Origin of the sequence: Acinetobacter sp. yr461, from assembly GCF_900110445.1 — a bacterium.
In the GTDB taxonomy this organism is placed as follows: Bacteria; Pseudomonadota; Gammaproteobacteria; order Pseudomonadales; family Moraxellaceae; genus Acinetobacter; species Acinetobacter calcoaceticus.
On the sequence record NZ_FODU01000017.1, the window covers coordinates 23169 to 38234 of the forward strand.

A 15066-nucleotide genomic window follows, 5' to 3' on the forward strand; every position below is an offset into this window, starting at 1 on the left:
GACCTAAATGCAGATAGCAGAGTTTAGTCTAAAAATAAGCCATTTTTAATGAAATACAACCAATTAAATATCTAAATTTGATACGTCTTATTTTAAATATGCGTAAGTTGCATATCTGCATGAACATTTATCGTTTGATTACTGCATTTTTCACGCATAACATCGAGTTAAATAAAGAAGATCAAATCAAGCAGAGGATGCGATGAATCACATGGTGACAACAAAAAAAGCAAAAGTTCAATTTAACTGGCAAGACCCATTTTTAATTGAGCAACAGCTTACCGAAGATGAACGCATGATTCGTGATGCGGCCCATGCCTATTGCCAAGAACGCCTGCAACCACGTGTACTTGAACAATTCCGTCATGAAACAACAGATCCGTCTATTTTTCGTGAAATGGGAGAGCTTGGCTTATTGGGGCCAACCATTCCTGAGCAATATGGCGGTGCAGGTTTGAACTATGTGAGTTATGGTTTGGTCGCACGTGAAATTGAATATGTCGATTCGGGCTATCGCTCTATGGCGAGTGTACAAAGCTCATTGGTGATGGTTCCGATTCATGAATTTGGTACCGAAGAACAAAAGCAGAAGTATTTGCCTAAACTGGCAACTGGTGAATACATTGGCTGTTTTGGTTTGACCGAACCAGACCATGGCTCAGACCCGGGCAGTATGATTACCCGTGCTAAAAAAGTTGACGGTGGTTACCGTTTAAGTGGCGCAAAAATGTGGATTACCAACAGTCCGATTGCCGATGTATTTGTCGTCTGGGCAAAAGAAGTTTCTGCTGAAGGTAATGTTGGTGATATTCGAGGCTTCATTTTAGAAAAGGGCTGGGAAGGGCTATCTGCGCCTGCCATTCATGGCAAGGTCGGTTTACGTGCATCGATTACGGGTGAAATTGTGATGGATAACGTTTTTGTGCCTGAAGAAAATGCATTCCCTGAAGTTCGAGGATTACGTGGTCCGTTCACTTGCCTAAATAGTGCCCGTTATGGCATTGCATGGGGCGCAATGGGCGCTGCCGAGTTCTGTTGGCATACCGCACATCGATATACAATGGACCGAAAACAGTTTGGTCGTCCCTTGGCTGCCAATCAGTTGATTCAAAAGAAACTGGCAGATATGCAAACTGAAATTGCATTAGGTTTGCAAATAGCTTTACGTTTCGGACGCATGAAAGATGAAGGTATTGCGTCAGTTGAAGGCACATCTTTAATTAAGCGTAACAACTGTGGAAAGGCGCTTGATATTGCTCGCATGGCGCGTGACATGATGGGTGGAAACGGTATTAGTGATGAGTTTGGCGTAGCACGCCATTTGGTCAATCTTGAAGTCGTAAATACCTATGAAGGTACACATGACGTTCATGCCTTGATTTTAGGTCGTGCACAAACAGGCATCGCAGCATTTAGTAACTAACTCATTCATTTTTAAAAGATAGAGGTGTTCTTTCGAGAGCGCCTTTAGGGATTTTTACGCAAAAATTTATGGATAATGACAAGATTCATCGTAAGGATACTCATGTGAAGATGTCCCTCTGTGTACTTAAAATTGAATATAAGATGATGAAAAGTATAGAAGATTAAGTCATACAGAAAACATAAGTAGGCTACCGATGACTCATTTGGGAAAATGAGGAACTAAAGATGAACAATGACGTTCAAGTAATATCTAAAGAGTTAAGAAATACATTTCCAAGTAATCTTGGAACATATGAAAAGATCGGACCTCATACATGGAAATGGGCGTTGTTATTTGCCTATTTTGCGATGGTGGTCGATGGCATTGATATTATGCTGCTGTCTTATAGCTTGACCAGTTTAAAGGCAGAGTTTGGTTTAAGTACCTTTCAAGCAGGTGCATTGGGTAGTGCTTCCTTGGCAGGTATGGGCGTTGGCGGTATTTTAGGTGGCTGGGCATGTGACAAGTTTGGTCGTGTACGGACCATTGCCAACTCAGTGACCTTCTTTTCAGTAGCAACCTGTTTATTGGGTTTTACGCAAAGCTTTGAACAATTTATGGCTTTACGCTTTATTGGTGCTTTAGGAATCGGAGCACTCTATATGGCCTGTAATACCTTAATGGCTGAATATGTGCCGACAACTTACCGTACAACCGTATTGGGCACGTTACAGACTGGCCAAACAGTGGGTTATATTGCTGCGACGCTGTTAGCTGGTGCAATTATTCCCGATCATGGCTGGCGTGTTTTGTTCTTTCTGACCGTGGTGCCTGCTTTTGTTAATATTTTTCTACAACGATTTGTGCCAGAACCAAAATCTTGGCAGCTCACCAAAATTGAAAGCTTGCAAGGCAACAGACAGCCTCAAGAAATTGTAGCGACTGAGAAACCCAAAAGTAGCAGCATCTATAAGCAAATTTTTAATAACTTTAAGCACCGTAAAATGTTTTTGTTGTGGATGACTACAGCATTCTTCTTGCAGTTTGGTTATTACGGCATTAACAACTGGATGCCAAGTTATTTAGAAACAGAAGTGCATATGAACTTTAAAAACTTAACCAGTTATATGGTGGGTTCATATACCGCAATGATTCTAGGCAAAATTTTAGCGGGTTATCTTGCTGATAAATTTAACCGCCGTGCTGTTTTTGTGTTTGGAACAATTGCCAGCGCTGTGTTCTTGCCAATCATTATTTTCTTTAATACGCCTGACAATATTTTGTATTTATTGATCACCTTTGGCTTCTTATATGGCATTCCATACGGTGTGAACGCGACGTATATGGCTGAAAGTTTTTCAACTGATGTGCGCGGAACAGCTATTGGCGGTGCCTATAACATTGGTCGTGTTGGGGCCGCGATTGCACCAGCCACGATTGGTTTCTTGGCATCGGGTGGTACGTTTACCATGGCCTTTATTGTGATGGGCGCTGCATATTTTGTTGCGGGTGTATTGCCGGGCTTATTTATTAAAGATCGTCAGTACGATCCGCAAAAACAATCATAAACAATGACAAGAAGGTGCGTTGAGTACCTTCTAAAAAGATAAGGGTATCGTTATGGGTGCATTACAAGGAATTCGAGTTTTAGATTTAAGTCGTGTGCTTGCGGGGCCATGGTGTGGGCAAATCTTGGCAGACCTTGGCGCAGAAGTGATTAAAATTGAACGTCCTCGAGTTGGTGATGACACTCGCATGTGGGGGCCGCCATGGATGCCCGATCAAGACGGAAACATGACCCGTGAATCTGGCTATTTTCAGTGTACCAACCGTAATAAATATTCTGTTGCGGTGGACATTACAACATCAGAAGGTCAGGCTTTAATTTATGAAATTGCTAAGACTGCCGATGTTGTAATTGAAAACTACAAGACAGGATCTTTGGCTAAATATGGTTTGGACTATGCCTCATTAAGTGAGCTCAACCCCAATCTTGTTTATTGCTCGATTACCGGTTTTGGGCAAGATGGTCCGCGTGCGGAAGAACCCGGTTATGACTTTATTATTCAGGGTATGTCTGGCTTAATGAGCATTACCGGTGAACCTGATGATGTGGCTGGCGGGGGTGCACAAAAGGTTGGTGTGGCTGTGGTAGACATTCAAACTGGATTGTATTCAACCATTGCCATTCAAGCGGCCTTAATTGCACGTTCGCACACAGGGCGTGGTCAATATATTGATATGTCACTACTTGATGTGCAGGTTGCGGCACTGGCAAATCAAGGAATGAACTATTTAGCCTCAGGTAAAGCACCACAGCGCATGGGTAATCAACACCCGAGTATTGTGCCGTATCAAACTTTTAAGGCTAAAGATAAAGAATTTATTATTGCTTGCGGTAACGACAAACAGTTTAAAGATTTGTGTGTTGCGATTGGTTATCCAGAGTTACTCGAAAATGAAAAATTTGTGCGTAATCAAGACCGTGTAAAGTATCGAAATGAACTGATTCCTTTATTGTCGGAGTACTTTTTGCAGAAAACTGCCAAAGAATGGGTTGAGATGATTCATGCTTTAAAAGTACCTGTAGGTGTTATCAACTCTATTGAAGATGCTTTGGATGAACCACAAATTGTGCATCGTAATTTGGTGGTCAATATTCCCCATCGTTTAAATGAAAACTTCCAAACGATTGGCTCACCAATGAAGCTGTCTGATACTCCGGTTGAATATCATCATGCACCGCCAGAGCTTGGTGAACATACTGCTCAAATCTTATCGAGATTTAAAACAGCAGAGGAGCTGGCTACGTTAAAAGAGAAAGGCATTATTGATGGGAAAATTGCTTAAGTTATTGCCGTTTTTAATGTGATTCAATTTTAATGAAAACTGTGATTTGCAATAAATCACAGTTTTTTATTGGAAAATAAGAGCCTTAATATTTAAAAATAAGTGGCAACTCTGGTCTGAAATCATGAATCATTCCTTGAGGTTCATGATCAAAACTGATTTCCATTAAATGCTCTGATCCATTTGTCACTTCAAAACTATCAAGCGTATTGAAGAGTAACGAAGTAGGGTGCTGTTCGAGGTTTGGAATAGAAACTTTGATAGAAGTTATTTCTGATAAATCTTTGCTATGAACAAGTGGTTGTTGTTTTTCTTTCGCAGCAAGGTCTGGTCGTGAAGCAAATGAAAGGAAGAACCACATTGGCTCAGATACCACAGAATCTTTAGCAACATTTACTTCTAAGCTGGCTGGTAAATAGCTTGGCTTGTAAACCCAATGAGGAAATTTTGCGCCGTTATCATCTCTATTTTTAGGGCGAAAACAAATACCAAAAGGGGATGCGATATTGTCTTTCGCACTTAGGCGCTCAAAGAGCAGGGTTGGATTGGTTAGATCACTTGAAGCTTCTTCTGGGTTATTTAAAAAGATTAATTCGATAAAGCTATTTTTAAAGAAAAAGCGTCTGTTTTCTGTACCTTGACCCGGATGCTTATTGGATGAGCCTTCTGTTAGACCAAATTTTTTTAAAGTTTCAGCTTCGGGAGCGCCTGATTGTACACAAATAAAAATATGGTCCACTTCCATTTTAAGTTCTCATGCTAATGTTGATGAATATTAAATAATTGATTAATAGAATTTTTCATATTTATTGCAAGGGCCTCATCGAAGCCATCGACTAAAAAGCGGCTAATGAGGCCTTCAATCACCGTATAGATCAGCTCAGATAAAGCTTCACCATTGGGTATATTGCAGTTTTGTGCAATCAGTACTTTAATCCATTGTTTATGGGCTTTAGAAATAGAAATAATGTCTTGATCATCTTGGTTAGATTCAGCGACTGCTCTTACAAATAAACAGCCTTTAAAAAAATCTTGCCTAAACCAATTGGTATGCCAATCAAGAATTTTATTGATGGCTTCTAACCCCGTTGCATCTCCCACATAGCCTAAAAGACTTTGCTTAAACCGTTCATCACGAGCAATCAGTACAGACTGAACCAGTTGATTTTTATTTTTATAGTACGTGTACATGGTGGTTTTGGAACAACCGGATTCATCGCGAATCAGGTCGACGCCAACCCCGACAAAACTATTTTCGTTAAATAACTTCTCGGCTGTATCTAATATTTTTAAGGCAGATTTTGACATGTGTCTTTTCCAAAAAATAAAATAGTACAGATCTGTACTATTTAGGATTTTATCTATATGCTTTTTAAAAAGCAACTTTTTGTTTGAGGAATAAAACCTATGTTCTCGATCTTTTATGGCAAAGAAAAACTGGCTCCATCGCCCAATAAAATTGATATTTTAAGAAGTCTTATTGGGGGTACAGTCAGTATTTTTATACTTCTGTGGTTGAGTAAGCTCACACACAATATTTTTATCATGGCGCCGTTTGGTGCGACCTGTGTTTTGCTCTATACCGTGTCGCAATCACCTTTAGCACAGCCGAGAAATATTATATTTGGGCATCTTATCTCGGCTTTTGTGGGTTTGTTTTTTCTAAAATTTGTGGGTGTTTCTATTTTTACAATTGCATTTTCAGTGGGCTGTGCCATTGCACTTATGCAAGTGTTTAAGTGTGTTCATCCACCTGCGGGTGCCAATCCTTTGGTTATTTTGCTCACCGCGAGCAGCATACATTACCAGTGGAGTTTCTTAATTTTTCCTGTTTTGGTTGGCGCCGTTTCTTTAGTTTTGGTGGCGATGCTGATTAATAATATTAAAGCGAGCACCAAGTGGCCGATGTATGGCTTGGGAATTTTAAATAGTAAAAAGTAGGGAAGGCATGAAGTATTTTGAGCTGAAAAATAATAAAAGTATTCACTATGCCAAGATAGTGAATACTTTTGAGTAAAATTATGATTTTTTAGAAATACGTTCTTCGATGGCAAATTTGAGTAGAGAAGCACTGCGGTAAAAACCATGTGCGAACTTTCCAAAAGGCATGGTAATAAAGAACGTCATAACCGTAGCTAAATGGAAAATCAATAAAAGTGCCATGTACGGAGAATTACGAAAAGCCATAAGGGCTAATCCTGAAGCGCTGACTATCAGTAGAAGTAAAATAAAGCCTCGGTCTACAGGTTTTTGCTCACGGTCACCATGTAATGGATGGCGTTTAAGGTTTAAATAGAGCAAGCCAGATGGCCCAATCACTAAGCCAAGCCCACCCAAAGTACCTAAAATTACAGGCAAGCTAAAGAAAGGATAAGGTGCATGTATGTCAAGAAAGTAGTGATATAAAGTCGCTACACCTGTGGCTGCAAAGCAGAGCATAAAGCCATAAAACGTCAGGTGATGGAACACGCGACGGATTTGTGTGTAACGGTCATCTTGCTCATTACATCCTTTGCCATGCCCACCATCTAAATATTTAAGTGTTAATACATTTTGAGTAGCTTGAACAAGATCAGGTTTTTCAACTTTGCCATGAATGACTTTAGATGTTTGTCGCCAGAACTTACTAATTCCAATGCCGAGCAGAACAATCGCCACTGTAAAGGTCGCTCCAAAAAGTAGAGCTAAAAAGTTATGCGGGAAAATCGCATAGAAATTACCTTGGTAGCCTGCAAATAGGTCGGTGCCTTTGTGCCACACCACAGCTAACATGCATAAAAAGAAAATAAGTGTTAACGCCGAGACAAAAGGAATCCCGACAGACTTATAAAGTCTGCCTAAAGGCTGAGGGGTCGCAAACTCTTGGTAAGTTTCTAAACGTACTTGTGCCATTGCTTGTGGAATATTTACACCAAACTCATGCGGCGGGGCATATTGGCAAGCATGTAAACAAGCGCCACAGTTATGGCACAAGTTTGCGAGGTAATGAATATCGGCTTGGTTAAACTCAAGACGCTTGGTCATGGCCGCAAATACAGCACAAAATGACTCACAGTAGCGACAAGCATTACAAATCTGTAAGGCCCTTTGAACTTCCTGTTCATGGTCAGAGAGCTGAACAACTGGAATCAGGGCTTTGGTACTAGCATTCATGTTCAACTCCTTGTGAAAGTGCATAGTGGGCTGCATTTTTTCCGGCAATGCGTCCAAAGGTCGTGCCAATCGACATGCCGACCCCTGCGGTATAACCTTGACCGAGTACGTTACCTGCCATCATTTCACCTGCGACAAACAGGTTGCGACTGGCTTTATTATTAAAACGTACAGCAGCATCGTCTTCGACTTTTAAACCTAAATAGGTAAAGGTAATGCCGGGTTTAAGCGCATAGGCATAGAACGGTGGGCGATCAAGCGGAACGGACCAATGGGTTTTGTTGGGCACAATATTTTCGGTGGTGCAGTCATCTAAAACCGTGTGGTTAAAGGTGCCTTGTACGCAGGCTTGGTTAAATTCTTCTACCGTATGACAGAAGGTTTTTGCATCTAGCCCGATTTTTTCGGCCAGTTCTTGAATGCTATTTGCTTTTACACCGGCAAACACAGGTGGCATAAAGCGACCAATGGCTTTTGAATCAATAATCGAATAGGCAATTTGCTGTGGTTGTTTGGCAACAAGACGGCCCCAAATCGCATAACGTTTTGGCCAGAAGTCTTCGCCTTCATCGTAAAAACGCTCGGCTTTGTTATTCACTACAATACCCAATGAAACGCAGTCAATACGGGTGCAGATGCCGCCATCATATAACGGTGCTCGTGCATCTACAGCGACGCAATGCGATTGTGATGGGTCACCAATAATATCGGCGCCTTGATCTATCATAAATTTGAGTAAGTTGCCTTGATTAAAGCGAGTACCACGAATAATGAAATTATCGGCAGGCCATTCGTCGTTTTCATTTTGTCCCCATGCTTCTCTTAACCATTCCAGATTTGACTCAAAACCACCTGCGGCCAATACACAGCTTTTTGCTTTAAACACACGACCATCTTCAGCAATTGCGGCTTCAAAATGTCCTTGGTTTAACTTTAGATCTTTAATTTTTGTGTTGTATAAAATTTCGATGCCAAGTTCTTGGGCACTACGATAGTAGGCATTTATAAGGGCTTTACCGCCACCCATAAAAAAGGCGTTGGTACGTGCAACATGCAGAGCACCCGAGAGTGGTGGCTGAAAATTCACACCATGTTTACGCATCCAGTCACGGCAGGTCGCTGTGCTACGAATGACCAGACGAGCTAAGTGCTCATTGGTTTTTCCGGCAGTTACTTTAAGTAGGTCCTGCCAATATTCTTCTTCTGGGTAGGCATCGACCAATACATCTTGAGGAGCATCATGCATGCAGCGAAGGTTACGAGTGTGTTGTGAGTTACCACCACGCCATTCTTTAGGTGCTGCTTCTATTACTAGCACAGACGCGCCACTTTCTTTTGCCGTGAGCGCGGCACACAGTGCGGCATTCCCACCACCAATTACAATCACATCATGCATGGATTTCTCCCTTTCTCAGCTAGGGCTAATGTAGCTTTAAAAGAGAGGGTGAAGTGAGAGGCTAAGCTTGAATGGGTGTTTAGTAAAAATAAACACTAATGGCTTAAGTGTTTATGAGCTCCGCACCCGGCCAGCGTTTTTCATTAATCAGGTTGGTTACACAGGCACGAATCACCACTTTAGTGGCTAAAGTGGCAGGCGAAATTTCTTCTTCAGATAAACTAATTAAATAGTTTATCCGTTCAATTGCAGGTTCTACAACGCGCAGTAAACATAAGTCTTGCCGAGAGTTTAATGCTGCACCTGCAGGTTGGATGGTTGCCATTTCAAGTTGGCTAATGCTTTCCATTAGCAAATGTAGCCCATCAATTTCATAGGCCACTTTAAGCTGATGAATTTTTTGTTCGAGCAACAAACGCAGCCCATGCCGTTGGCTCGGTAAAATCAGTGGAAGTTCTTTTAGTTGTGGATGGGTAATGGTTTGAGTGTCGATACAGTTTTCAAGGTGGTACTGGCTCAGCACTTCTTTTGGCGAGATTAAAAACATCTGTTCTTTGACTAAAGGCTGTATCGCCCACTGAGGGTCAACATCGTCACTAAAGATGATTGCAACATCGAGCTGTCTTGCATTAACCAAGGCTTTGAGATCACCAGATAAGCCTTCAATTAAACGTACTTTAATGTCGGGATAGCGATTTCTCATGAGTTTTAGAAAATGCGTACCAATAACCGCTGCAACACTCGGTGAAAAACCTACGGTGACGTGACCGCTTAAACGTGAAGAATGAGCAGAATCTACGGCATGGTCTAGATGCCTAAGCGCCAGTTGAACCTGTTGAAAAAAAGCTAAACCGGCAGGGGTGGGAACTGTGCCCAAAGCGGTACGTTGTAAAAGGCGAATAGAAAGTTCGCTTTCTAATTTTGAGATTTGCTGACTTAATGCAGACGTTCCAATATCGAGATTTTTTGCAGCTTTACCCAAGCTTCCTGACTCGATCACTGCAATAAAATACTTTAATTGTTTGAGTTCCACGGCAAATACTACATTGACCTTTATTGATTATTCTACACTGGTTTATCGTTATACATTTTGTTCTATTACACTGAGTAAACCACCAACAGAGTAAAGGCAACATCACCTCAAGATGTTGCCTTTTAGAGCTTTTATTGTTTAACCTGCTCAAGACCCTGTTCTTCAATAATTTGTGTTGCTTGTGGTGACTTCACAAATTTGATGAGTTCTTTTGCAACTTTTTCATGTTCAGAGTTTTTACCAATGCCAGCCGCAAACACGGTGACTTTCTGATAAGGCGCAGGAATTGGACCTACTAAATCAACCTGACCATATTGACCAGTAAAAGGTTTGATTTCACTAATTTGCTGGAAACCAATATCAAACTGACCTTCGGCAATACGTTTAGCAACACGATCACCTACTACTTTTTCAGCTTTACCAGAAATCACTTTGTATTCCACAGGCGGGAAGCTTGGGAAAACATCTTTTTCAAGATGCGTGCCGCTCGCACTTGCTGAATAGCCAATGTGCTTAGCATTTAATAAAACTTTTTCGAATTTTGCCGCAGAGCTAATGTCTGGTTTTGGCGCCCCTTTTGGAACAGCCATGCCAATGCTTGAATTAACCAAAGCACTTTGTGAATTTGGGTCTACATAGCCCTTTTCTGCGAGTTTGTTTAGTTCAGGAGCAGCCAACACCACCACATCAAAATGTTCACCGCGATCGAGTCGATTTGGGATTGCAGTTGGCGATGCACCCATTGATGAACCAGACGAGAGATGAACGTTATGGCCAGTTTGCTTTTCAAATATTGGAATGAGTTTTTCCATAGATGAATAAAAACCGCCTGAGCTAATCACTTCGAGTGTATCTGCGTTAGCAAGGGTCGAGCCTAAGCCTGCACCAGCTAGGCAAATGGTCATGAAGATAGGGGACTTTTTCATAGTATCTCGCTTTAATGATAGGAGAGCACAGTACGGCAGCAACATGCGCCGTACTGTTCATTAAAATTTCAGGTTAAGTTGTTGTTTTAAGCGCTAACCTTCACAGGTTCAGCAATTGCGTCAGTATTTTTCTGTTGAGAACCACGGCATAGATATAAACTTGAGATCAGGCTACATACCGCTGCTAACATCAGCCAGAATGCTGGTGTACTTGCGTTACCTGTATGCTCAACGAGATATGTACATGCAATTGGAGTCATGCCACCAAAAATAGCTGCTGCAAGACTAAAAGCTAAAGAGAAGCCGACTGTACGTACACGCTTTGGCATCACTTCCGCGAGGGTTGCGACCATGGTGCCGTTGTATAGACCAAAAAAGAACGAGAAGTAAGCAAGCGTAATAATCAGATTGGTGAAACTAATGTCACTCACCAACCAGCTTAAAACTGGGTAAGTGGTGAAGATGGCAAGTGTCGTAATGCCGACTAAAACAGGACGACGACCAATTTTGTCTGATAGTAAGCCACCCATTGGCAACCAGAAGAAGTTCGACAAACCAACAAACACAGTCGCTAAAAGGCTATCTGTTACCGACATTTCTAAAGTACGTTTTGCATACACCGTGGTGTAAACCGTAATGAAATAGAACGTTGTTGTGGTCATGGCACTCATCATCATGCCCGCAAGTACGATGCGCCAGTTGCTCGCAAGCGTGCTGAAAATTTCTTTGGTCGATGGATGAGTTTTTTGAGCTTTAAAGTCTTCAGTTTCCTCTAATGTACGGCGGAACAAGAAGATTAAAGGAATAATTAAACAACCAATTAAGAACGGAATACGCCAGCCCCATTCACCCACTTGAGCATGAGTTAAAATGGTGTTGAGCCAGTAGCCAAGTAATGCTGCAAACACAACCGCAATTTGTTGGCTGCCAGACTGCCAGCTGGTAATAAATCCACGGTTTTTATCTGTTGCAATTTCAGCTAGATAAATGGATACACCGCCAGATTCAACACCTGCCGAGAAGCCTTGTAATAGTCGCCCAATCACCACCAAAATTGGCGCAATAATACCAATGGTCTCATAACCCGGCACAAAGGTAATTAAGATAGTTCCGATTGCCATAAGGCTCAAGGTCACAATAAGACCTTTACGTCGCCCAACTCTGTCGACATAAGCGCCCAAGAAAATAGCGCCGAGAGGACGCATAAGAAAGCCCGCAGCAAATACGGTAAATGTCATCATTAAAGAGACATATTCATTTTCAGAGTGGAAAAATTTTGCTGCGATATAAGTGGCATAGAAACCAAAAAGAAAAAAATCGTACTGTTCTAAAAAGTTGCCACTCGTTACATTTAATATTTTTTTAAAAGTAGCCCTACGGTTATTCACGACATCCATTGGAGACCTCCTTGGCCTGACAAAATGGAAACATTCACGATCTTCAATAGAGGGCCTTAAATCGACTCATTCAATAAACCTAAATAGCAAATGGGTTAGAGATAAGATTTAAAGGTGTCCTTTGTAGAAAATGTGATGCCTTGTTTCCAGTTCAAACTACACATCTATAATTCGATAAACAGAAATTCACTTATCATTCAGATGAAAATGTAATCTTAAAAAGCAGGAGGGAGTGAGAGGGCAAAATTAATTAGGTCTTTAATAAAACTAATGACCCTTTATAAAATAATTTCAGAACATGGCCAAATTTGGTTTTGAATCAATTCTTTCACACACGCTTTAATTGCCGATTTTGCAGCGAGTGCAGCAGGTGATAATTCCTCTTCGGCAAGGCTGACTAAGTAATTGATTCGCTCAACTTCAGGATCAATGAGCTTAAGTAGTTGAAGCTTGTGTTTGTACTCTTGCAGACAAGCACTTCCGGGACGAACGCTGGCAAGGTCGAGGTGAATCAGGCTATCCATCAGCAAGTGCAGGCCATCAATTTCATAGACGACATTGAGTTGTCCAATCTTGTGCTCAAGCAGTTTTCTTAAGCTGTGGCGCTGACGTGGCAACACTAAAGGAATATCGCCAATTTGTTGAGACCGAATAATGCCGCTTTGGATGCACTCAGCAAGACCGTATTTTTCGAGCACTTCTTTTCGTGCCATTAAATACATTTGCTCGCGTACCAGCGGTTGTATGGACCATTGCTTGTCAATTTCATTTGTAAAAATAATAGCGATATCAAGCTGACGCGAATTAATCGACTGAATCAGGTTACCTGACAGTGTTTCCACAATTTCTAGGCGAATGTCTGGATAGCGTTCAGACATTAATTTCATTAAAGGGATGCCAATCAACGCGGTAATGGTGGGTGGAAAACCAAGACTCACGTGGCCTGAAAGCCGTGCCGAATGAGCAGCATCTACCGCAAAGTTAATCTGCCGTAAAATCAGTTGAGAATGTTTTAAAAAGGCGAGGCCTGCGGGAGTTGGGGTCACACCAAAAGCATTACGCTGTAATAGGCGAATGCTTAGCTCTTGCTCTAGCTTGCTAATTTGTTGACTGATTGCTGACGCACCGACATCGAGTTTTTGAGCAGCTTTACCAATACTGCCTGCTTCAACCACCGTCAAAAAATATTTTATTTGCTTGATTTCCATAATAAATGTATTCGCTCATCATCCTTGATTTATAGAGATATGAAGGATTGGGAAATCTATCATGCGCTTTAATATTAACAGCAATAAATACAAAAGTTTCTTAAAAAATTATCTGAAAGTTTTAAATCATCATTGTCTTTAATCTTGAGTTCAAAGGGACTTATCTCATTTCAGAGAGGCAATCTTATAATTTTTAATATGGCATCCACAGTCAACGATTTGGCGTTTGGGGCTAAGCGCATCACTCAAAATCTAAATAAAGTGAACAATCAAAATAAAAAAATCCAGGATGGATCCATGATTTTTGTAGTAAGAAATAGAACATTAGTATTGGGAATCGCTTCAATTTGTACAAGTGCATTACATGCTGCGGCATTTGATAAAACGGGCCAATCCGTATCAGCATTTTTACAACCGGGAAATTACTTTGAAGCAAGTCTAGGTGTGACAGATACTGATTTAAAAGGAGTGGAATCTGGTACTAACCCTTCCCATCAGTCAATTTCTGATATTGCCAATACAGATTATCGACCGACTGCGGCTTTAAAATTACAGTTAGCACCGCAGTATTCATTTGGGTTGCTTTACGATCAGCCTTTTGGTGCTGACACCGAATATTCAGGACTAAATGGCTTTGTCGCAACGCCGAAAGATACAGTTATGCTTCCTAGTATTACAACTACAAGCCTTGCAAATGCTACTTCTGGTCAAGTTCCCACAGGAAATGCCAAATCGGAATTTGATATTCAAAGTTTTAGCTTCATTGCCGGATATCAGCCTACTAAAAACTGGAATATTTTTGCAGGACCGGTTTATCAAACCTTCAAAAGTCAGGTCAATTTAAGAGGCAATGTATTTAGTCTTTATAATGGCTATGACTTTCAAACTAAAACTGTGGGCGATTGGGGGTGGTTAGCTGGACTGGCTTATCAAATTCCTGAAAAGGCCGTTAAAGTTTCGCTTACCTATCGTTCAGCCATTACCCACAAAGTAAACGCAACTGAAAATGCGCCGTTAATTGATATGTTAACGACTCAGCAAGGACGCGATTTAGTTAGCCAACATCTCGACTATATGATTTCTATCGGGCAGATGACCGAACAAAAGAAAAACTATTTAAATCATATTATTTCAGAGTTACCCAATAGCGAAGGCTCTGGCACAACCAAATTTAAATCTCCAAACTCAGTGAATTTAGAATTTCAAACAGGTTTACGCCAAGGAACTTTATTGTTTGGGAGCTTGCGCTGGGTAAATTGGAGTGATTTGGCACTACAACCTTACCGTTTTGGTGAAATTTCAAAAGTTATTGGGGGATTATCAACACCAAGCCGTCCAGAAGGGTTTAATTTGGTTCGTTATGATGATGACCAGTGGGCTTTAAATTTAGGACTAGGGCAACGTTTTTCACCTAAATGGTTAGGCTCTGTGTCAGTGGGATGGGACTCTGGTGCGGGTGATAAAGTTTCAACGGGTGGCCCAACCAAGGGATATTACAACTTAGGAGTCGGAGCCCAATACAGTCCAACATCGCAATACTTTATTTCTGGTGGTGTGAAATATTACTGGTTAGGCGATGCAAAAGCTCAGCTTGGCGCACAGGCAGGTAGTGACTATTATGTGGGTGAGTTTAAGGATAATCACTCTATAAGCTATGGCTTAAAAATAGGATATAAATTTTAAAATTAAATCATTCAT

Annotated in this window: 13 protein-coding genes; 5 read left to right on the forward strand and 8 right to left on the reverse strand. The window is 41.2% G+C overall.

The genetic code is table 11. From position 1 onward, the window contains the following. Positions 1-202: 202 nt before the first annotated feature. The 3 genes from BMW38_RS16730 to BMW38_RS16740 all read left to right on the forward strand — a co-directional run bounded on the left by BMW38_RS16730 (position 203) and on the right by BMW38_RS16740 (position 4255). Positions 203-1423 (forward strand): acyl-CoA dehydrogenase, encoded by a 1221-nt coding sequence (locus BMW38_RS16730; RefSeq protein ID WP_092710154.1) that lies wholly within the window; start codon positions 203-205, stop codon positions 1421-1423. A gap of 227 nt (positions 1424-1650) precedes the next feature. Beyond that, a complete protein-coding gene (locus tag BMW38_RS16735) occupies positions 1651-2973 on the forward strand; it encodes an MFS transporter (protein WP_092710156.1) in 1323 nt (440 codons plus the stop codon). A gap of 52 nt (positions 2974-3025) precedes the next feature. After that, positions 3026-4255 (forward strand): CaiB/BaiF CoA transferase family protein, encoded by a 1230-nt coding sequence (locus tag BMW38_RS16740; protein WP_092710158.1) that lies wholly within the window; start codon positions 3026-3028, stop codon positions 4253-4255. Positions 4256-4340: 85 nt separating this feature from the next. Here BMW38_RS16740 and BMW38_RS16745 read toward each other — a convergent pair whose 3' ends face one another. Together BMW38_RS16745 and BMW38_RS16750 are read right to left on the reverse strand one after the other, a co-directional pair. Further along, positions 4341-5000, reverse strand: coding sequence for a VOC family protein (locus BMW38_RS16745; protein ID WP_092710161.1), 660 nt, complete (start codon positions 4998-5000; stop codon positions 4341-4343). A gap of 14 nt (positions 5001-5014) precedes the next feature. Further along, entirely contained in the window at positions 5015-5563 is a 549-nt protein-coding gene (locus BMW38_RS16750) for a TetR/AcrR family transcriptional regulator (protein ID WP_092710163.1), read from the reverse strand. 99 nt (positions 5564-5662) lie between these two features. Here BMW38_RS16750 and BMW38_RS16755 point away from each other — a divergent pair, with 99 nt between their 5' ends. Then, positions 5663-6196 (forward strand): HPP family protein, encoded by a 534-nt coding sequence (locus BMW38_RS16755; protein WP_033846700.1) that lies wholly within the window; start codon positions 5663-5665, stop codon positions 6194-6196. A gap of 78 nt (positions 6197-6274) precedes the next feature. Here the strand turns inward: BMW38_RS16755 and tcuB are convergent, their stop codons facing one another. From tcuB to BMW38_RS16790, 6 genes are all read right to left on the reverse strand, one after another. Then, positions 6275-7408 (reverse strand): tricarballylate utilization 4Fe-4S protein TcuB, encoded by a 1134-nt coding sequence (tcuB, locus tag BMW38_RS16760; protein ID WP_092710166.1) that lies wholly within the window; start codon positions 7406-7408, stop codon positions 6275-6277. Continuing rightward, complete coding sequence (tcuA, locus tag BMW38_RS16765) at positions 7398-8804, reverse strand: FAD-dependent tricarballylate dehydrogenase TcuA (RefSeq protein ID WP_092710168.1); 1407 nt, start codon at positions 8802-8804, stop codon at positions 7398-7400. Before tcuA ends, tcuB begins: the two co-directional genes overlap by 11 nt. A gap of 103 nt (positions 8805-8907) precedes the next feature. Continuing rightward, a complete protein-coding gene (locus BMW38_RS16770) occupies positions 8908-9837 on the reverse strand; it encodes a LysR family transcriptional regulator (protein ID WP_092710171.1) in 930 nt (309 codons plus the stop codon). A 131-nt stretch (positions 9838-9968) separates the two neighbouring features. After that, the gene (locus BMW38_RS16775) at positions 9969-10763 is read right to left on the reverse strand and encodes a substrate-binding domain-containing protein (protein WP_017392363.1); all 795 of its coding nucleotides are present in this window, start codon (positions 10761-10763) and stop codon (positions 9969-9971) included. A gap of 86 nt (positions 10764-10849) precedes the next feature. Next, on the reverse strand, positions 10850-12160 hold the full coding sequence (locus tag BMW38_RS16780) for an MFS transporter (RefSeq protein ID WP_045437610.1): 1311 nt from the start codon (positions 12158-12160) through the stop codon (positions 10850-10852). Between the two features lie 278 nt (positions 12161-12438). Then, positions 12439-13368: a LysR family transcriptional regulator gene (locus BMW38_RS16790; protein WP_092710174.1), complete on the reverse strand. Its 930-nt coding sequence runs from the start codon at positions 13366-13368 to the stop codon at positions 12439-12441. A gap of 297 nt (positions 13369-13665) precedes the next feature. On the opposite strand from BMW38_RS16790, the gene BMW38_RS16795 reads away from it, so the two are divergent. Further along, a complete protein-coding gene (locus BMW38_RS16795) occupies positions 13666-15051 on the forward strand; it encodes a long-chain fatty acid transporter (protein ID WP_092710177.1) in 1386 nt (461 codons plus the stop codon). Positions 15052-15066 lie beyond the last annotated feature (15 nt).